Annotated in this window: 19 protein-coding genes; 12 read left to right on the top strand and 7 right to left on the bottom strand. The window is 65.9% G+C overall.

The annotated features are described in order from the left end of the window. Nucleotides 1-867, bottom strand: a complete 867-nt coding sequence (locus ACZYSP_RS11990; RefSeq protein ID WP_489014297.1) for a dioxygenase family protein — start codon at nt 865-867, stop codon at nt 1-3. A 151-nt stretch (nt 868-1,018) separates the two neighbouring features. Here ACZYSP_RS11990 and ACZYSP_RS11985 point away from each other — a divergent pair, with 151 nt between their 5' ends. From ACZYSP_RS11985 to ACZYSP_RS11975, 3 genes are all read left to right on the top strand, one after another. Then, entirely contained in the window at nt 1,019-2,050 is a 1,032-nt protein-coding gene (locus tag ACZYSP_RS11985) for a LacI family DNA-binding transcriptional regulator (RefSeq protein WP_489014295.1), read from the top strand. 139 nt (nt 2,051-2,189) lie between these two features. Beyond that, on the top strand, nt 2,190-3,932 hold the full coding sequence (locus ACZYSP_RS11980) for an ABC transporter permease (RefSeq protein WP_489014293.1): 1,743 nt from the start codon (nt 2,190-2,192) through the stop codon (nt 3,930-3,932). 2 nt (nt 3,933-3,934) lie between these two features. Continuing rightward, entirely contained in the window at nt 3,935-5,287 is a 1,353-nt protein-coding gene (locus ACZYSP_RS11975; RefSeq protein WP_489014291.1) for an ABC transporter ATP-binding protein, read from the top strand. A 21-nt stretch (nt 5,288-5,308) separates the two neighbouring features. Here ACZYSP_RS11975 and ACZYSP_RS11970 read toward each other — a convergent pair whose 3' ends face one another. From ACZYSP_RS11970 to ACZYSP_RS11955, 4 genes are read right to left on the bottom strand one after another with little or no spacing between them, the layout of a single operon-like run. Continuing rightward, a complete protein-coding gene (locus ACZYSP_RS11970) occupies nt 5,309-5,719 on the bottom strand; it encodes a DUF3830 family protein (protein ID WP_489014289.1) in 411 nt (136 codons plus the stop codon). A gap of 31 nt (nt 5,720-5,750) precedes the next feature. Further along, nucleotides 5,751-6,533 carry an amino acid ABC transporter ATP-binding protein gene (locus ACZYSP_RS11965; RefSeq protein ID WP_093075922.1) on the bottom strand — a complete coding sequence of 261 codons (783 nt, stop codon included), beginning with the start codon at nt 6,531-6,533 and terminating at the stop codon, nt 5,751-5,753. Between the two features lie 9 nt (nt 6,534-6,542). Further along, on the bottom strand, nt 6,543-7,436 hold the full coding sequence (locus tag ACZYSP_RS11960; RefSeq protein ID WP_489014286.1) for a dihydrodipicolinate synthase family protein: 894 nt from the start codon (nt 7,434-7,436) through the stop codon (nt 6,543-6,545). Between the two features lie 20 nt (nt 7,437-7,456). Next, nucleotides 7,457-8,395 carry a dihydrodipicolinate synthase family protein gene (locus ACZYSP_RS11955; RefSeq protein ID WP_489014284.1) on the bottom strand — a complete coding sequence of 313 codons (939 nt, stop codon included), beginning with the start codon at nt 8,393-8,395 and terminating at the stop codon, nt 7,457-7,459. 175 nt (nt 8,396-8,570) lie between these two features. On the opposite strand from ACZYSP_RS11955, the gene ACZYSP_RS11950 reads away from it, so the two are divergent. From ACZYSP_RS11950 to ACZYSP_RS11910, 9 genes are all read left to right on the top strand, one after another. Further along, nucleotides 8,571-9,581 carry a LacI family DNA-binding transcriptional regulator gene (locus tag ACZYSP_RS11950; RefSeq protein WP_489014282.1) on the top strand — a complete coding sequence of 337 codons (1,011 nt, stop codon included), beginning with the start codon at nt 8,571-8,573 and terminating at the stop codon, nt 9,579-9,581. 17 nt (nt 9,582-9,598) lie between these two features. Next, a complete protein-coding gene (locus ACZYSP_RS11945) occupies nt 9,599-10,003 on the top strand; it encodes a tautomerase family protein (protein WP_489014280.1) in 405 nt (134 codons plus the stop codon). Nucleotides 10,004-10,008: 5 nt separating this feature from the next. Beyond that, nucleotides 10,009-11,151: an acyl-CoA dehydrogenase family protein gene (locus ACZYSP_RS11940; protein WP_489014278.1), complete on the top strand. Its 1,143-nt coding sequence runs from the start codon at nt 10,009-10,011 to the stop codon at nt 11,149-11,151. A gap of 10 nt (nt 11,152-11,161) precedes the next feature. Next, nucleotides 11,162-12,763: an acyl CoA:acetate/3-ketoacid CoA transferase gene (locus tag ACZYSP_RS11935; protein ID WP_489014276.1), complete on the top strand. Its 1,602-nt coding sequence runs from the start codon at nt 11,162-11,164 to the stop codon at nt 12,761-12,763. Next, nucleotides 12,760-13,221 (top strand): MaoC family dehydratase, encoded by a 462-nt coding sequence (locus ACZYSP_RS11930; RefSeq protein WP_093075913.1) that lies wholly within the window; start codon nt 12,760-12,762, stop codon nt 13,219-13,221. The genes ACZYSP_RS11935 and ACZYSP_RS11930 overlap by 4 nt, the downstream gene beginning before the upstream one ends. A gap of 64 nt (nt 13,222-13,285) precedes the next feature. Next, entirely contained in the window at nt 13,286-14,122 is an 837-nt protein-coding gene (locus ACZYSP_RS11925) for an ABC transporter substrate-binding protein (protein ID WP_218137487.1), read from the top strand. Between the two features lie 22 nt (nt 14,123-14,144). Beyond that, entirely contained in the window at nt 14,145-14,825 is a 681-nt protein-coding gene (locus tag ACZYSP_RS11920) for an amino acid ABC transporter permease (RefSeq protein ID WP_093048470.1), read from the top strand. Between the two features lie 18 nt (nt 14,826-14,843). Then, nucleotides 14,844-16,271 carry a dihydropyrimidinase gene (gene hydA / locus ACZYSP_RS11915; RefSeq protein WP_489014273.1) on the top strand — a complete coding sequence of 476 codons (1,428 nt, stop codon included), beginning with the start codon at nt 14,844-14,846 and terminating at the stop codon, nt 16,269-16,271. 150 nt (nt 16,272-16,421) lie between these two features. Then, entirely contained in the window at nt 16,422-17,246 is an 825-nt protein-coding gene (locus ACZYSP_RS11910; protein WP_093172524.1) for a MipA/OmpV family protein, read from the top strand. Here the strand turns inward: ACZYSP_RS11910 and ACZYSP_RS11905 are convergent. Then, on the bottom strand, nt 17,234-18,643 hold the full coding sequence (locus ACZYSP_RS11905; protein WP_354337441.1) for a sensor histidine kinase: 1,410 nt from the start codon (nt 18,641-18,643) through the stop codon (nt 17,234-17,236). The genes ACZYSP_RS11910 and ACZYSP_RS11905 overlap by 13 nt on opposite strands. After that, entirely contained in the window at nt 18,640-19,308 is a 669-nt protein-coding gene (locus tag ACZYSP_RS11900; protein ID WP_093075909.1) for a response regulator transcription factor, read from the bottom strand. The genes ACZYSP_RS11905 and ACZYSP_RS11900 overlap by 4 nt, the downstream gene beginning before the upstream one ends. Nucleotides 19,309-19,317: the final 9 nt, after the last annotated feature.

The following is a 19,317-nucleotide window of genomic DNA, read 5'->3' as shown; positions in this document are numbered from 1 at the left end:
TCAAGGAATCGGCGGCCGTGGGAACTTCATCTCGCCCGGCTCGAGCTGGAAGTCGTACTGCAGCGTGGCGGTCTTGCCGTCGGGCGCGAGCGCGAAGCGGCCGATCAGCCGGCGCGTGACACCGAAGGTCGGGTCGCTCTCCAGGTTCTCGTCGTCATCGGCGAACACCTGCGTGATCAGCACCTTGTGGCCCGGCTTGCTCACCATGAAGTGCAGGTGAGCGGGCCGGTTCGGATGGCGCTGTTGCGCGCGCAGCAGCACACCGCAGGGTCCATCGGTAGGCACCGGGTAGCCGGCCGGCCGCACGCTGCGGAAGTGAAAGCGCCCCTCGGCATCAGTGCTGAAGCGGCCGCGCAGGTTCATGTCTTCCTGCTCGGGGTCCTGGTTCTCGTAGAGACCGACGGGCGAGGCCTGCCACACGTCGACCGTGGCATCGGCCACAGGCTGGCCCTTTGCGTCGCGCACCGTGCCTGTCACCGCGAGCGGAATGCCCGGCGTGCCTGAGCGCGCGATGTTGTCGCCCGGTGCGCAGGCCGGCGAGTTCGCGCGCCAGAACGGGCCGAGCAGTGCGGCCGGCGATTCGCCGTGCGGGTCCTGGTTGTTCTGCAGCGCCACCACGGTGGACACACCAAGGATGTCTGCCGCCAGCACCACTTCGTTCTTGGTTTCGCCGGTGGCCTGGCCGATGGCGACGATGAATTCGAGCGCCTGCTCGAATTCTTCCTCGGTCAGCTTCACCTCCTGGACGAAGGCATGCAGGTGGCGGGTGAGCGCATCCATCACGGTGCGCAGCCGTGGGTCGGGCGTTCGCTTCATGGCGTCGAGCGCGAAGCCCAGCACCGAGTCGGGGGAGGTGGCGATGTTCATGGTGGGTCTCGTGCAATCTGCGTGATTCATGCAATCGTTTGCACGATATTACGCCAGATCGTCGAAAAGTAAAATGACCACATTCCGCAGGTCATGAATAGGAAAAGCCGCCCCAAGCACCTGACACGCACGACAATCGTTTGCACAAATCATGAGCACCAGCCCGACTTCCTCCCCCGTGACCATCCGCGATGTCGCCCGTGCCGCCGGCGTGCATGTGTCGACCGTCTCGCGCGCGCTCAGCCCTGAGAAGCGTTCGTTGATCAGCGACGAGGTGCTGCGCGTGGTGGAAGAAGCGGCGCAGCGCCTGGGCTACCGGCCCAACCGCGCGGCCTCCGCGCTGCGCACCGGGCGCACCCACACCATCGGCGTGCTGGTGCCTGACATCACGAACGCGGTGTTCCCGCCGATCCTCCAGGGCATCGAAGCCAGCGCGGCGGCTCGTGGCTACTTCGTCTTCGTCACCAATGTGGTCGACCCCACGCTCGCGCGGCCGGTGCTCGAACGCATGCTGGCGCAACGCGTCGACGGCGTGATCCTGGCCACCGCCACGCGCGACGACCCGCTGGTCGACTTCGTCGTCAAGGCCGGCCTGACCACGGTGCTGGTCAACCGCGCCGACGAAACCGGCCGCCTGCCGGCCGTGGTCAGCGACGACCGGCTCGCGATGAAGCTCGCGGTCGACCACCTCGTCGGCCTGGGCCACAAGCGCATCGCGCATCTCGCGGGGCCGCAGAACATTCCCACCGGCGTGGGCCGCTCGCTGGGCGTGGAGCAGGCCTTGCGCGACCACCGCATGAAGCCGTTCCGCGTGGTGGAGTGCGCGAGCTACAGCCGCGAGGCGGGTGCGGTCGCAATGAAGCAGATGCTCGCAGCCGGTGCCGCGCCTCAGGCGGTGGTGTGCTGCAACGACCTCGTCGCGCTGGGCGCCTACGACGCGCTGCGCGAGGCGGGACTGCGCGTGCCGCAGGACATCTCGGTCACCGGCCACAACGACATGCCGCTGGTGGACATGGTCGATCCGCCGCTCACCACCATCCGCCTGCCGCACCGCGAACTCGGCTGGCGCTCGGCCGAGATGCTGTTCGCGGAGATCGATGGGGCGGCAATGTCGGCGTCGACAGTGGTGCTGAGGCCGGAGCTGGTGGTGCGCAAGTCGACGCGCGCGCCGGCCGCGCGCTGATCAGGGAGTCGCGTCCAGGAATTTGCGCCCTTTTTGCGCGCTGCGCGATAGGCTTCCCGCTCATGATCCGATTCCCGTTTGATCGTCCAGGCACGAGAATGGCCGGCAACCCTTTCATTGACAAGAGTTACCGCCCTGCATGAAAAGCACCGCCCCGCAGCTCACCGTCACTGAAGAACGCCGTGCATTCGGCTGGGTCGATGCCCTGGTCATGCTGGCCTTGCTGGGTTTGTTCTGGAGCGCATTGCACTTCGGCAAGGGCATGCTGGTGCATTTCGATCCGGCCGCGGTGCCGCAGGTCGACAACTCGCCGAACCTGATTCCGTACTACGCCGGCCGCACGCTGATGCGCATGTGGATCGCCTTCGGCTTCTCGCTGTTCTTCGCCATTTCCGTGGGCTACCTTGCGGCAAAGAACCGGACCGCGCGCGCCTTCATCCTGCCGGCGCTCGACGTGCTGCAGTCGGTGCCGGTGCTGGGTTTCCTGTCGGCAACGGTGACGGGGTTCATGGCGCTGTTTCCCGGCAGCCTGCTCGGCGTCGAGTGCGCGGCGATCTTCGCCATCTTCACCGGGCAGGTGTGGAACATGGCCTTCGGTTTCTATCACTCGATGGTCACCGTTCCCACCGACATGCAGGAGGCCGCGTCGACCTACGGCCTGACCCGCTGGCAGCGCTTCAGGACGGTCGAGCTGCCGGCATCGGCGCACAGCCTGATCTGGAATTCGATGATGTCCTTCGGCGGCGGCTGGTTCTTCGTTGCGCAGAGCGAAGCCATCAGCGTGATGAACAAGGACATCAAGCTGCCGGGCCTGGGCTCGTACATGGTGCAGGCGATCTCGAACGGCGACAAAACGGCTGCGCTGTGGGCGGTGGTGGCCATGATCGTGTTGATCCTGGCCAGCGACCAGCTGGTCTGGCGCCCTCTGCTGGCGTGGGCGGACAAGTTCAAGATCGAGCTGACGGGGTCGACGACCCCGGCGACCTCGTGGGTCTACAACCTGCTGCGCGGCGCCTACCTGTTCACCTGGATCAGCGAGCGCCTCTGGCGCCCGCTACTGGACAAGGTGTTCCAGGCGCGGGCTCCGATGGCGCGAATGCCGGTGAGGCTCAAGGCGTCATGGAAGAAGCTGCTCTGGCGGGTGGTGGGCATCGTGCTTTCCATCTGGATCGGTATCGAGCTTCTCCGGGCCGTGGCGGCGGCTACAGCCGCGCTGCACGGTGCGCTGTCCTTGGCCGACTTTGGCCACATCGTCTGGCTTGGCTTTCTTACGGCCCTGCGCGTCGCCGCCATGACAGTCCTGGCCACGCTGATCTGGACGCCGGTCGGCGTGTGGATCGGGTTCCAGCCGCGCGTTGCGCGATTCGCCCAGCCGCTGGCGCAGATCGGTGCGTCGTTTCCCGTGAACATGACGTTCCCGATCGTCGTCGGCTTCTTCGTGGCCAGCCACATCAGCCTCAACTGGGGCAGCATCCTGCTCATTGCCATGGGCACGCAGTGGTACATCCTGTTCAACGTGATCGCCGGCGCCATGGCGATTCCGAACGACCTGAAGGAAGCCGGGCGCGTCTACGGCCTGCGCCGCTGGAGCCTGTGGCGCACCCTGATCCTGCCGGCGATCTTTCCGTTCTGGGTGACGGGCGCCTGCACGGCCGCCGGCGGCGCATGGAACGCCAGCATCGTGGCCGAGCTCGCCACATGGGGCGGCACGAGCCTGCAGGCGGATGGCCTTGGCGCGTACATCGCCAACGTCACCAAGACGGGCGATACGCCATTGATCATCGCGAGCATCGGCGTGATGTCGATCTTCGTCGTGCTGATGAACAAGCTCATCTGGCGCCGGCTGTATGCCTTTGCCGAGCGCCGATTCAGATTGGACTGAACATGAACACTCCCACGCCCTCATTGCAGGAGTCGCCCGTGCCGGTGGCCGAGCTCCGTGCCGTCACCAAGACGTTCATGACTGCAGGAAACCATGAACTCAAGGTGCTCGACAACATCGACCTGGCCGTCAGCGAAGGCGAGTTCCTTGCGCTGCTGGGACAGTCCGGCTCGGGCAAGTCGACGATCCTGCGTTGCCTCACGGGCCTGATCGTGCCGACCTCGGGCCGGGCGCTGGCCAACGGCAAGCCGCTCAACGGCGTGAATCCCGATGCCTCGGTGGTCTTCCAGACTTTCGCGCTCTACCCGTGGCTCACCGTCGAGCAGAACGTGGCGGTGGGCCTGATGGCCAGAAAGATCGGCCGCGCCGAGCGCGACGCAGCCGTCGACAGGGCGATCGAGCTCATCGGCCTGGGCAACTACCACTCGGCCTTTCCGCGCGAGCTGTCGGGCGGCATGAGGCAGCGGGTGGGCATTGCGCGTGCGCTGGTTTCGCAGCCCAAGCTGCTGTGCCTCGACGAGGCCTTCAGTGCGCTGGATGTATTGACCGCAGAGAACCTGCGGCAGGAGCTGATCAGCCTGTGGCGCGACCCGGGCGGCGACCTCAGCTCGGTCTTCATGGTCACGCACAACATCGAAGAGGCGGTGGAAATGGCCACGCGCATCGTGGTCGTGTTTCCGCGCCCGGGACGCATCGGCCTCGTGCTGGAGAACAAGCTGCCCTATCCGCGCGACAGCAAGGACCCCGAGTTCCAGCGGCTGGTCAGCGTGATCCACGAGTGCATCACCACGATGACGCTGCCCGACCTGCCGCCGGAGACGCCCGTGAAGGGGGAGCCCATCTCACGTGCGCGCACCCGGATGGAATCGATCCCGCTGGTGCCGGTGGGGCAGATCCTCGGGCTGATGAGCATCCTCAGCGACTCGCCGGACCTGTCCAACATCTACGACATTTCCGACGAGATCGGCAAGGAGTTCGGCGAGACGATCGCCATTCTCAAGGCGGCCGAGATCCTCGAGTTGATCGATACGCCGCGGCAGGAGGTGCGCTTCACGGAGCTCGGCCGGAAGTTCGTTGCTGCCGACCGGCTCGGAAAGCGCGCGATCTTCGAGGAGCAGGTCTTCAAGCTGCGGCTGTTCCACATCATCATCGCGCTGCTCAAGGAATACGAAGAAGTCGAGGCCGAGCGCGTCATCAAGGACATCGGCAGCGCCTTGCCGTACGACAACCCGGAGAAGATCTTCGAGACGATGATCGCCTGGGGTCGCTACGCGGGCCTGATGGACTACAACGCCAAGACCGGCATGGTGTTCGTGCCGGAAGACGGGGATGCGGTCGAAGACGCGCACATCTGACGACCGCTGCGGCTGCTCAAGTCAAAGCAGCTCGAACGCGATGTCCTGCGCGCCTTCCCACAGCACCTTCCTGCCGAGCGCGCGCAGCTGCTCCCTGCCCTCCACGATCGTCAGGAAGTGGTTGCCCGCAAGCGGCCCCATCTTGCTGGCGAAGCTGCAGCTGCCGTAGGCCAGGATGATTTCGGTCTCGCTGTAGCCACCGGGGTAGAACAGGATGTCGCCGACCGAAGGATGGCTGGTGTGGTTCTCGAAGCCGACGCCCAGTTCGAAGTCGCCCAGCGGAATCCAGCAGCCCTCGCCGCTCCAGCGCACGTGGATGATCTTCTGCCTGTAGGGCAGCAGCCTGGTGAACGCCTCCACGGTCTTGGGTGCTTCGGGATTCGTTTCCGCGATGAAGCGCAAGCCCGCCGCTTCGATGCCAATTCTTGCCATGAGTGATTGAAGAAAAGTAAGTAAGGGTTGATCAGTGCAGCAGCTGGCTCAGGAAGAGCCGGGTGCGCTCGTGTTTCGGGTTGCTGAAGAACTCCTTCGGCTCTGCCTGTTCGACGATGGTGCCCTGGTCCATGAAGATCACGCGGTTGGCAACCTGGCGCGCGAAGTTCATCTCGTGCGTGACCGACAGCATGGTCATGCCGTCGTCGGCGAGCGAGACCATGGTGTCCAGCACCTCCTTGACCATTTCGGGGTCGAGCGCCGAGGTCGGTTCGTCGAACAGCATGACCTTGGGGCCCATGCACAGAGCACGCGCAATGGCCACGCGCTGCTGCTGGCCGCCTGAAAGCTGCGACGGATATTTGTTGGCCTGCTCCGGAATGCGCACGCGTTCCAGGTACGACATGGCCACTTCCTTCGCCTCTTTCGGCGTGTACTTCTTGCTCCACACCGGCGCGAGCGTGCAGTTCTCGAGGATGGTGAGATGCGGGAACAGGTTGAAGTGCTGGAACACCATGCCGACGTCGCGCCGCACCGCGTCGATGCGACGCATGTCAGCGGTGAGCTCGGCGCGGTTCACCACGATCTGCCCCTGCTGATGCTCTTCGAGCCGGTTGATGCAGCGCAGCAGCGTCGACTTGCCCGAGCCCGAAGGCCCGCAGATCACGATGCGTTCGCCGCGCTGCACTTCGAGGTCGATGTCGCGCAGCACCTGGAAGTCGCCGTACCACTTCTGCACGCCGACCATGCGGATGACGAGTTCGGCCCGGTTGTCTGTGGTCGACGCGGGCGTGTCCGGTTGCAAGGCGCTCATGGGAATACCTCAGGCGGTGGTGGTTCGGATCTTCAGGCCGAGTTCGTCGACCAGGCGCTTGGCCGCGGCGATGCCCTCGGCGCCCATAGGCAGACGCGGCGGGCGCGGCGCGCCGACCGGCAGGCCCATGGCCGCGAGCAGGGCCTTGGTGCCCGCCACGTACGACTGGCCGGCGACGAAGTCGATCATCGGAAAGTGCTTGAACGCCAGCTCGCGCGCCTCGGCCAGCTGGCCGGCCATGACGAGGTCGTACAGGCGCGCCATTTCGCCCGGAGCGCCGTTGGACGGCACTGCGGCCCAGCCCACTGCGCCCTCGACATACGACTCGAAGCCCATGATGCCGCCGAACACCGCCATGCGGCCGTCCGACAGCCGCATGATGTCGCGCACGCGGGTCACTTCCAGCGTCGATTCCTTGATGTAGCGGCAGTTGTCGATCTGCGAGAGCCGCGCCACCAGCGGCGGCTTCAGGTCGACGTTGGCAACGGCCGGGTTGTTGTAGACCATGATCGGAATGCCGATGGCGTCGGAGATGGTCTTGTAGTGCAGGAACAGTTCGTCGTCGGTGGGGGTGCAGTAGAAGGGCGGCAGCACCATCACGCCGTCGGCGCCCTGCGCCTCGGCGCGGCGGCTCAGGCGCACGGCGGCGCGCGTGTCTTCGGCGGTGGTGCCGATCAGCACCGGCACGCGGCCGGCGGCGCGGTTGATCACTGTCTTGGCGACGAGCTCGATCTCGTCGTCGGACATCGACATGAATTCACCCGTCGAGCCGAGCGGGATCAGGCCGTGGATGCCGGATTCGATCTGCCAGTCGACATAGCGCTCGAGCGTGGGCACGTCGACCGCGCCGTCGGCGTCGAAGGGCGTGACCATGATGGTGTAGGTGCCGCGGAAATCAGCCATGGGACAGGTTGTTCAGTAGGTCAATGGGTGGAGGAAGGCAGCAGGCCCGAGGCCACCAGTGCTGCGCGGATGCGCGCCGTGTCGTCGGCCGGCACGGGCAGCAGCGGCGGGCGTGGGTCCGGATGGGGCAGCCGGCCGAGAAGATGCAGCGCAGTCTTCATGCGGTTGTGGGCGTCGAGGTAGGGCGCGCGATAGAAGGCCCGGCACAGCGGCACCAGCCGATCGTTGACCGCACGTGCGGCAGCCAGGTCGCCGCGTGCGACGGCTTCGTGCAGCGCCACCAGCAGCGGGGCTGCCACGCTGCCCAGGCCCGACAGGATGCCGTCGGCGCCATAGGTCAGGGAAGCGAACAGCCAGCTGTTGCTGCTGCTCAGCAGCGTGACCGGGCGAGGCAGCGCGCGCAGGGCCCGGAGGTTGTCTTCGTAGAGCTCGGGAACGTCGCTGCCTTCCTTCACCGCCACGATGGCAGGCACGTCCAGGCAAAGCTGCGCCAACGTCTCGGTGGAGAACGCGAGGCCCGAGGCGCGCGACAGCTGGAACAGCACGATGGGCAGGCTGCTCGCACCGGCCACCTCGCTCACGAAGCGACGGGCCATGTCGGGCCGCGCGCCCGCGCCCTGCGCGAACACCGCGGGCGGAAACAGCAACAGGGCCGAGGCTCCGGCCTGCGTCGCATCCTGCGCCAGCGCGCAGGCGTAGCGGGTGTCGTCGGCCACCACGCCGGCCACCACGGGCACGCCGCCGGCCGCGGCCGCCGCAACGCTCACCACCTGGGCGCGCTCCGCGCGATCAAGCGAAGTCGCCTCGCCCGCATGCCCGTTGACCACCACCGCGCGCACGCCGGGCGTGCCGGCCACGTCGCGCACATGGGCGGCCAGCGCGTCGTCGTCGACGCGGCCGTCCGGGGTGAAGGGGGTGAGCGTGGCGGGCCAGATGCCGCCGACTCCGGAAATGTGCATGGCCATCCTGGGTTGGGTCGCTGAAGCCGGCAGTATGCAAGAAAATTGGAAACGATTGCAATAATCCCGACCAGCCTGCATGGCTTGCAGTTTTCTTCTTGACTACAGGCCTTATGAAAATCTACGATAAAAATATGCAAACGTTTACAAGAAACTGCTCTCGTAAGGCCAAGCCATGGCGGTAACGCTGCGCGACGTGGCCCGTGCCGCCGACGTTTCCATTGCCACGGCCTCCCGTGCGCTGGCCGGCTCCAGCCTGACCAACCACGCGACGCAGCGGCACGTGATCCAGGTCGCCGCCGCCCTCGGCTACCGCACCAACACCTTCGCCCGGGCGCTGAAAACCAAGCGCTCGCGGCTCATCGGCCTCACCGTGCACAACCTGGAGAACGCCTCGTTCCAGGTGCTCGCCTCGGTGGTGCAGACGCGCATGCAGGCGCTCGGCTACCAGGTCATCCTGAGCATCAGCGCCGACGACCCCGAGCAGGAACGCGACATCTTCAAGACCCTGGTCGACCACAGCGTCGACGGCCTGATCGCCGTGCCCAACGGTGCCAACGGCGCCCAGCTGCTGGCCATGGAGCACGCCGACATCCCGGTGATCTGCGCGGTGCGCCGCGTCGAGGGCGCCACGCTCGAATCGGTGCTCGCGGGCGACCTCGACGGCGCCTATGCCGGCACCAAGCACCTGCTCGACCTCGGCCACCGCCGCATCGGCCTGATCGTGGGCATGAGCGACACCACCTCCGGCAAGGAGCGCCTCGCGGGCTACAAGCGGGCCATGCAGGAAGCGGGCCTGCCCATCGATCCGGCGCTGATCCAGGCCGGCCGCTATGCGCCCGAAACAGGCGTGGTGGCCGCCAACGCGCTGCTGTCGATGCCCACGCCGCCCTCGGCCCTGTTCGTGGCCAACCACGAGTCGTCGCTCGGCGTGCTGCGCGTGGTGTCGGAGCGCAGGCTGCTGATTCCCGACGACCTTTCGCTGCTGTTCTACGAAGACTCGCCGTGGTTCGAGTGGCAGCGCCCCGCCATCAGCGTGGTGGACAGCGGCGCCTTTGAGATGGCCAACCTCGCGGTCGACCGGCTGGTGCAGCGCCTCTCCGGCGTGGCCAACAGCGGCCGCGAATACCGCGTCGGCTCGCGGCTGATACAGCGCGCCTCCTGCCGCGCCGTCGAAGCGCACTGAAACAACCTCTCCCCGACATGCCCTATCTCGAAATCCTGGCGCCCAGCGCCCCCGAAACCCGCAAGCGCACCGCCAGCCGCGCGCTGACCGACGGCGTCGTCACGTCGTTCGGCGTCGAGCCCTCGACCGTGACCCTGTACTTCATGTCCATCGCGCCCCACGACTATGCCCACGAGGGCCAGTTGGGCCACGACGGCGGGGGAGAGGGCACGCGCGTGTTCGTCAAGGTGCACGCCTACCGCCGCACGCCCGCCCAGCGCCGCGCGCTGGCCGCCGCCATCACGCCCGCGCTGGCTACCTGCTTCGCCACCGGCAGCCACAACGTGGCCGTCTATTTCCTCGACCGCGAACAGGACGAAGTCGCACACGACGGCCACCTGGCCAGCGACGAAGCAGAGCAGCAATCCGATCACACCGCCTGAAGACCATGACCCATTTCCTCACCGAAGACCAGATCTCGCTGCGCGACACCGCGCGCCGTTTCGCCGAGGGCGAAGTGCTGCCGCGCGCCGCGGCCATCGACCGCGAAGACAAGTTCGACCGCGTGCTGTACCGCGGCATGGCCGAACTCGGGCTGTTCGGCGTGAGCCTGCCCGAGGCGGCCGGCGGCTCGGGCTTCGACACCGTCAGCACCTGCCTCGTGATGGAAGAGCTGGCGCGCTGCTCGGGCGCCATCGGCAATGCGTTCGCGATTCCCGTCGAGGCGGCGCTGTTCCTGCACCACCACGGCAACGAGAGCCAGAAGGCGCTGATCCCCGGCATCCTCGACGGCTCCGTCGTCATGGCCACCGCGATGTCGGAGCCCGACTTCGGCTCCGACGTGGCCAGCATCACCACCACCGCGCGCGCCGTGGACGACGGCTGGGTGCTCAACGGCACCAAGGCCTGGGTCACGCTCGGCGGCGTGGCCGATCGCATCATGGTGTTCGCGCGCACCGGCAAGGAGGCCGGCCACAAGTCGATCAGCTGCTTCATGGTCGATGCGCACCAGGCCGGTGTGAGCCGCGGCAAGAACGAGGAACTGCTCGGCATGCACGGCCTGGAAGACTGCCAGATCGTGCTGCAGGACGTGCACGTGCCCAGGACTGCGCTGATCGGCGCCGAGAACCAGGCCTTCAAGACGGCCATGGGCAACTTCAACTTCAGCCGCCTGCTGATGTCGTCCATGGCGCTCGGCATGGCGCAGGCCGCGATGGAAGACGCCGTGGCCTACGCCACCACGCGCAAGCAGTTCGGCGAGCCGATCATGAACTTCCAGGCCATCCAGTTCATGGTGGCCGACATGGCGACCGACATCGCCGCGGCGCGCCTGCTAATCCACCACGGCGCGCGGCTGCAGGACGCCGGCCACTCCATCGCCAAGGAAGGCGCGCAGGCCAAGCTCTTCACTACCGACATAGCGATGCGCCACGTGTCGAACGCGCTGCAGATCCACGGTGGCAACGGCTACTCGCGCGACTACCGCATCGAGCGCATCTTCCGCGACGTGCGCCTGGCGCAGATCTACGAAGGCACCAACCAGATCCAGCGCCTGATCATCTCGCGCCAGGTCGTGAAAGAACTGGCTTGAGGACGCAGCCATGATCGACTGCATCACCCCCGACGCCGCCGCCGCGCTGCTGCGCGATGGCGACATGGTGCTGGCCGGCGGCAACGGTGGCTCGGGCGTGCCCGAAGCCGTGTTCGAAGCCATCGAGCGGCGCTTCACGGCCGGCGACGGCCCGCACGACCTCACGCTGTTCCACGTTACCGGCGTGGGCGCGCTCACCGAGAAAGGGATGTGCCACTTCGCGCACCCGGGCCTGGTGCGCCGCGTGATCGGCGGCAACTTCGGCATGCAGCTGCCGTTCATGAAGATGATCCTCGCGCAGGACGTGGAGGCCTACAACTTCCCCCAGGGCGTGATGACGCACCTGTGCCGCGCGATGGCGGGCCGCCAGCCCGGCGTGCTCACGCACGTGGGCCTCGAAACCTACATGGACCCGCGCCAGGACGGCGGCCGCATGAACGCGCGCACCACCGAGGCGCTGGTCGAGCTGGTGCACGTGGCCGACCGCGACTGGCTGTTCTACCGTGCGCCCGGGGTGCCGAACGTGGCGCTCATCCGCGGCACCTCGGCCGACGAAGACGGCTACGTGAGCATGGAGCACGAAGCCACCGCGCGCGAAGACCTCTCGATGGCGCAGGCCGTGCACAACGCTGGCGGCATTGTCATCTGCCAGGTCAAGCGCATCGTCAAGCGCGGCACGCTGCATCCGCACATGGTGAAGATCCCGGGCTTCCTGATCGATCACTTCGTGGTCGAGCCCGAGCAGATGCAGACCTACACCACGCGCTACGACCCGGCGCGCTGCGGCGAGATCGTGGTGCCGGCCTCGAGCATCGCGCCAGACCCGCTCGACGTGCGCCGCGTGGTGGCAAGGCGCGCGGCCTTCGAGCTGCGCCCGCGCGACGTGGTGAACCTCGGCGTGGGCATCTCCGCGATGATTCCCAACGTGGCCTCGGAAGAGGGCATTGCCGACCTCATCACGCTCACGGTCGAGTCGGGCGTGGTCGGCGGCGTGCCCGGTCATGCGCGCGAGTTCGGCACTTCGGTCAACCCGCGCGCGATCCTCGACCAGTCGTACCAGTTCGACTTCTACGACGGTGGCGGCCTGAGCTGCGCGTTTCTCTCGTTCGCGCAGGTCGACCCGCAAGGCAACGTCAACGTCACGCGTTTCGGCAAGCGCTACGACGGCGCGGGCGGCTTCATCAACATCACGCAGAACACGCAGCGGCTGGTGTTCAACGGTTCGCTCACTGGGGGCGACTTCGACATCGGCGTGGCCGACGGCGAACTCAAGATCCGCCGCGACGGTGCATTCAAGAAGTTCGTGCCGGCGGTCGATCAGATCAGCTTCTCGGGGCGGCTCGCGCGAGAGCGAGGCCAGCAAGTGAGCTTCGTGACCGACCGCGCCGTGTTCGAACTCGAAGCCGACGGGCTCGTGCTCACCGAGATTGCGCCAGGCGTGCGACTGAAGGAAGACGTGCTCGAGAAGATCGGCTTCGAGGTGCGCGTCAGCGAGCAGTTGCGCACCATGGACGCACGCATCTTCCGCAACGGCCCCATGGGCGTGCACGACGAGTTCATTGCGAAGGCACCACGCCACGCTGGCAACACGGCGCAAGGAGAGCGGGCATGAGTGACGTGTATTTCGAAGACGTGGTGATCGGCGCAGAACTGCGCAGCGAAAGCCACGTCGTGAGTGCCGATGACATCGGCCGCTTCTGCGATCTCACGCACGACCACCATCCATTGCATACCGATGCGGACTACGCGCAGTCGCGCGGCTTTCCGGGCGTCATTGCGCACGGGCTGTTCGGTCTCTCGCTGATGGAGGGGCTGAAGACCGCATTGAAGATTTACGAGAACAGTTCCATCGCTTCGCTCGGTTGGGATCAGGTCCGGTTCTTGCGACCTGTTGTTGCAGGCGATGCGGTGCACGTGGTGTTCCGCTTCACCGACAAACGTCTTTCGTCGCGCGGTGGCCGCGGCGTGGTGACCGAGAGCCTGCAGCTCGTCAACCAGCGCGCGGAGCCCGTGATCGAAGCCGTGCACGTGGCGCTGGTTGCATGTCGACAAGCGACCCAGGCGGCCTGACTTCGATTGCCCGAGTTCTTCTCTTTCTTTCCTTCCCTGTCTTCAACGAAAGCATCTCATGCACATGATCAAACTATCCCTGGGTTTCATCGTCGGCCTCGTGCTGAGCGGCTCGGTCCTTGCCCAGACCTGCACACCCAAAGTCTCCGCCGAACACCTGACCGCACCCGGCAAGCTCCAGATGTCCACCAATCCGACGCTGCCGCCGCAGCAGTTCGTCGACAGCAAGGGCGAGTTGCAGGGGCTCAACATCGAGCTCGGCCGCGCTGTCGCAAAGCAACTGTGCCTCGAGCCCGTCTTCATGCGCATGGACATGCCGCCGATGGTGCCCGCGCTGCAGGCCGGCCGCTTCGACGTGATCAACACCGGCCTGTTCTGGACCGAGGAGCGCTCCAAGCTCATGTTCCAGGTGCCGTACGGCCAGCAGTCGATGAGCATCTACACCGTGCCGAACAGCAAGCTCGCGCTGACCAAGTTCGAAGACCTCTCGGGGCACGTCGTCGGTATCGAGACCGGTACGTATGCCGAGCGCAAGTCGCGCGAATCGAATGCGGCCATGGTCGCCAAGGGCATGGCGCCTATCGACTTCCGCACCTTTGCAACGGCCTCCGAAACCACCGCCGCGCTGCGCGCCGGCCAGCTGGAAGCGGGCATCAACATCGACGAGACGGCCATTGCCTTCGAGGAGCGCGGCATCGTCAAGATCCGCGCGAGCGGCCTCTACGGCACCGACATCACGCTGTCGTTCCGCGACCGCGCGGTTGCCGAAGCCGTGGCGCAGGCCCTGACCGACCTGAAGGCCGACGGCACCTACGACAAGCTGTTCGACAAGTTCCGCATGACGCGCCTGAAGGACACCACGAAGTTCGCGATCCGCGGCCCCGGCCCGTCGCCGAAGTAAGCAGGTTGAAGAGGGTCCGGCCGTGTTCAATTTCGATGCCTTCCTGTCCTACTTCGTCAACCCGTTCCTCCTCGGGGGCGTGGGCATCACGATCGGACTGACCATCGCGACCATCGTGATCGGCCTGGCCCTGGCGCTGCCACTGGCGCTGGGCAGCATGTCTTCGCATCGATTGTTGTCGGCGCCGGCGCGTTTCTACATCTGGGTGTTTCGCGGCACGCCGCTGCTGGTGCAGATCGTCATCATCTACACCGGGCTGCCGCAGCTGGGCCTTCGCTTCGACGTGCTGACTTCCGCGGTGCTGGCGCTGAGCCTGAACGAAGCGGCGTACCTGTCGGAGACCATTCGCGGCGGCTTCTCCGCCATCGCGAAGGGGCAAATCGAAGCGGCCAAGGCGTTGAGCCTTTCGCGCTTCGCGACCTTGCGGCTGGTGACCCTGCCGCAGGTTTTGCGGGTGATCATTCCGCCACTGGGAAACTCGGTAAACGGGCTGCTCAAGGCAACCTCGCTGGCGTCGGTGATCTCGATGGAAGAGCTGATGCGCCGCGCCCAGGTGCTCATGCAGGAAAAATTCGAAGTGCTCGAACTCTATTGCGTCGCGGCCTGCTTCTACCTGGTGCTGACCACGCTCTGGGATCGCGTGCAGGTGCGGCTGGAGCGCCACTACGGCAGGGGCTATGCGGCTGCGCGTGGCGCGGCCTGAACCGGATTCATCTGAACCATGTCCACTTCAACCTCCGACTTCGACCTTGTCGTGCGCAATGCGCGCGTCGTCACCGCTTCAGACACCTTCGATTGCGATATCGGCATCAGCGAAGGGCGCATCGTGCAGCTCGGGGCGAAGCTCGGCACCGCCGCGCGCGAGATCGATGCGGCCGGCCGCACGGTAACGCCCGGTGGCGTGGATGCCCACTGCCATCTCGACCAGCCGATGCCGCCGCCCACGCGCAACGCCGACGACTTCGACACCGGCACGCGTTCGGCGGCTTGCGGAGGCACGACGACCGTGATTCCGTTCGCCGCGCAGCAGAAGGGCCAGTCGCTGCGCGCTGCGGTCGAGGACTATCGTGGCCGCGCCGCCGGCAAGGCCCACGTCGACTACGCCTTCCACCTGATCGTGAGCGACCCGACGCCCACGGTGCTGAAGGAAGAGCTGCCGGCGCTGATCAAGGAAGGCTTCACGTCTTTCAAGATCTACATGACCTACGACGACATGAAGCTCGACGACGGCCAGATCCTCGACGTGCTGGCGGTGGCGCGCGAACACGGCGCAATGGCGATGCTGCATGCCGAGAACTCCGACTGCATCGAGTGGCTGACCAAGCGGCTCGAGGCCGCAGGCCGCACCGCGCCGCGCTTTCACGCGCATGCGCGGCCGATGCTGGTGGAGCGCGAGGCGACGCACCGCGCCATTGCGCTGGCCGAACTGGTCGATGTGCCGATCCTGATCGTGCACGTGTCGGGCCGCGAAGCCGTCGAGCAGATCCGCTGGGCGCGTGCGCATGGCCTGAACGTGTTCGCCGAGACCTGCCCGCAGTACCTGTTCCTCACCGCTGAAGACCTGGGCATCGACGACAGCTACAAGGGCGCGAAGTGCGTGTGCAGCCCGCCACCGCGTGACAAGGCCAACCAGCAGGTGATCTGGGACGGACTCAACGACGGGCTCTTCACCGTGTTCTCGTCTGACCATGCGCCGTTCAAGTACGACGCACCGGAAGGCAAGAAGCCCGGTGGCGAAGAGGTCGCGTTCCGCCACATTCCCAACGGCATTCCGGGCATCGAGACGCGCATGCCGCTGCTGTGGTCCGAAGGCGTGCTCTCGGGCCGGATGACGGCCAACCGTTTTGTCGAGCTCACGGCCACGGGCCCGGCCAAGGCCTACGGTCTGCATCCGCGCAAGGGAACGATCGCGGTGGGTTCCGATGCAGACATCGTGATCTGGGACGAACGCGACTTCGTGCTGAAGAACGAGCAGCTGCACCATGAGGTCGACTACACGCCGTATGAAGGCATGCCGCTCAAAGCCTGGCCGGGCGTGACGCTGAGCCGCGGCGAGGTGGTGTGGGACGGCAGCAGCTTTCATTCGCACCAGGGGCGCGGCGAACTGCTGGCCTGCGGTGTGCCGACGTTGATGCCCAGGCGTCGTTGAGAAAACGCCGGAGGCCGCCAGTCGATGACATTGCGAACCGGTTAATCAAATCTTAAAACAGCTAAAAACTTATTAAAGCCATCCCTTCAGCATCGGCTCCAGAAGGCGACGACATGGTGTCTGTCGCCGACCATTCGTACTGGAGCCTCCATGCTGAACCACCTGAAGTCAAACTGTCTTTCGAGCCGAGAAAAGAACAGCCGCGCGCGCATACCTTTCAGAACCATCGCTGCGGGCGTCGCCTCTGCGGCATGCGTTTCGTCGGCATGGGCGCAAGTTGCACAAGACCAGCTCTCCGAAGCGGGTTCGCAATGGGGCATCGGCATTGCCGCTGGCATGGAGCGCAAGCCCTATCGCGACTTCGACAACAAGGGCCTGGCCATCCCCATGCTCACCTACGAGAACAAGTGGGTCAGCGTTGCGTTCCCGAGTGCCGATTTGAAGCTGACGTCCGTAGGGCCCGTCTCTTTGCGGCTGCGTGCGCGCTACGCGGGCGATGGCTATGAGGCCGACGATTCGCCCTATTTCGGCGGCATGGAAAAGCGCAAGGGCAGCCTGTGGCTGGGCGGAGCAGCCATCTGGCGCAACGACATTGCCAACCTGTCGGCCGAACTGCTGGCCGACGGGTCGGGCAACAGCAAGGGAACGCGGTTCAAGGTGCAGATCGACCGGCGCTTTTCTTCGGGTGCCTTCGGCTTCACGCCGCGCCTGGCCGCGCATTGGGTCGACCGCAAGTACGTCGACTACTACTACGGCGTGACGGCGGCCGAGGCCCGATCCGACCGGCCCGAATATGCCGGCAAGGCTACCGCCAACATCGAAGTGGGCCTGCGCGTGGACTACGCCGTGGCGCCGAAGCAGACAGTTTTCCTGGACGTGAGCGCGACCAGCTTCGGCAGCGGCATCAAGAACAGCCCTTTGGTCAGCCGGTCGAACCAGACCGGCGTGCGCCTCGGGTACGTCTACAGGTTCTGAGAAGAGGTCGACGGGGGTGGCGCTGCCGCCGCCGGGAACACCACCCGGATGGCAAAGCCGCGCCCCTCCAGTCCATCCCCGGTTTCGATGGTCGCATGATGCAGCTGGGCGATTCCAGCCACCAGCGACAGGCCGATGCCGCTGCCGCGCGTGGAAGTGCCGGCAGCCCGATGGAAGCGCTCGAAGATCGCCTTGCGCTCCGACAGCGGCACGCCGGGACCGTCGTCTGCCACTTCGAGATAGACCCTGTGCGTCTCTTCCTGCCCGACGGCCGGCTCATGGCCGCAGCTGACCCGAACGCGCCCGCCCTTGGGCGTGTAGCGCAGCGCGTTGTCGATCAGGTTGCGCAGCAGGATGCCCATCTCGTCGATGTTGCAGTGGATGGTGCACTTGCGAATATCGAGCAGGATCGAGCGCTCCTGCTGCAGGGCATGGGTGTCGAAATCGCGGGTCACGTGCAGGATGAGATCGCTCAGGTCTGCCCGCATGTGCTGCGGAGCATTGGCACTCGCATTCAGTCGTGCCAGGTCGAGCAACTGTTCGGACAGCCGCGAGCTGCTCTGTGCGACCCGAAGCAGCTTGGTCAGTGCCACGTCCTTGTCGGCGGCGGTGTTCGCGCGCAGCGCGATCTGGGCCTGCGCCTGCAGCGCAGCCAGGGGCGTGCGCAGCTCGTGGGCGGCATCGCCGATGAAGCGACGCTCGCCCTCGATCGATTCGGAAAGCTGCTCCAGCAGACGATTGAACGACGCGACCAGCGGATGCAGCTCGCGCGGCAGCGCGGCCGAGGACAGCGGCGTGAGGTCGAACCTGCGCCGGCTTCGCATGGCAGCTTCCAGCGCCACCACTGGCTTGAGCGAGCTGCGTACCACCAGCCACATCAGCGCGCCCACGATCAGCAACAGGATGGTGCTGAGTACCAGCCCGGTCAGGGCCTGGTGCTGCATTTCGGCGTCCACCACGCTGTGGAGGTTGCCGACCTGTACATAGATCCGGCCTTTGGAATCCGAGACCGAATAGACACGCCATCGTCTTCCCTCGATCACCGTGGTGGTGATGCCATCCTCGAAGCCTGGCCGCAGCGGCGATTCGGGAGCTCCGGGCGTACGCACGGACAACCGCTTGCGATCGATCCAGACTTGGAAGACGAGTTGCTCGCTCTCTGCCAGCGCGGGGTCCCGCAGTTGCAGCCCTGGCCCCGTCACAACCATGTCCTTGTCGGCCGGAATTGTCAGCAGGATGCGAGTGGCAATGACCTTGAGCTTGTCGTCCCAGATGCTGGCTTTGTTGTGCGCGAGATACGCGAAAAGCACCGCGAACGCCACGATCCAGCCCAGGACGATGGTCGCCCCGAGCATCAGGATCATTCGCGCATAGAGCGACTTCGACTTCGACTTCACGGCGGAGGCTGGCCGACGACATAGCCATGGCCGTGAACGGTGCGGATCAGGTCGTCGCCGAGCTTGCGGCGCAACTGGTGGATGAACACGGCAATGGTGTTGCTCTCGACGACGCTGGCCGTTCCGTAGACCACATCCTGCAGTTGATCGCGCGTGACGACGTGGCCGGGGCGTTCCAGCAAGGCGAGCAGGGTGCGGTACTCGTGCGCGCTCAACGGCACATCGACGCCGGCCTTGGTGACCACGCGGCGACTGCGGTCGACCGTGACGTCGCCACGGGAAAAAACGGGTATCACGCGACCCTGGCTGCGGCGAATGACCGAACGCACACGTGCCCACAGTTCGTCGAACTGGAAGGGCTTGACGAGGTAGTCGTCGGCGCCTGCGTCGAGGCCGTGGATGCGCTCGCTCAACTGATCGCGCGCCGTGAGAATCAGGACCGGTGTCGGGTCGTAGCGGCTTCGCATCGACCGCAGCACCGTCAGGCCCGACTCTCCGCCTGGCAGGCCCAGGTCCAGCAGCACGGCTGCATAGGCATGGTCGATCAGGGCGATCCGGGCGGCTGATGCATTGCCGACACGGTCGATGGACCAGCCGCTCTGGCGCGCGCCATCGCACACGGCTTCACCCAGCATGTCGTCGTCTTCTACGAGGAGCAGGTGCATGAGAGCGGA

This window comes from Variovorax sp. F042 (assembly GCF_057814215.1).
The sequence above is the reverse complement of the archived record's forward strand: the minus strand, read 5'-3'. Positions and strand labels throughout refer to the sequence as shown.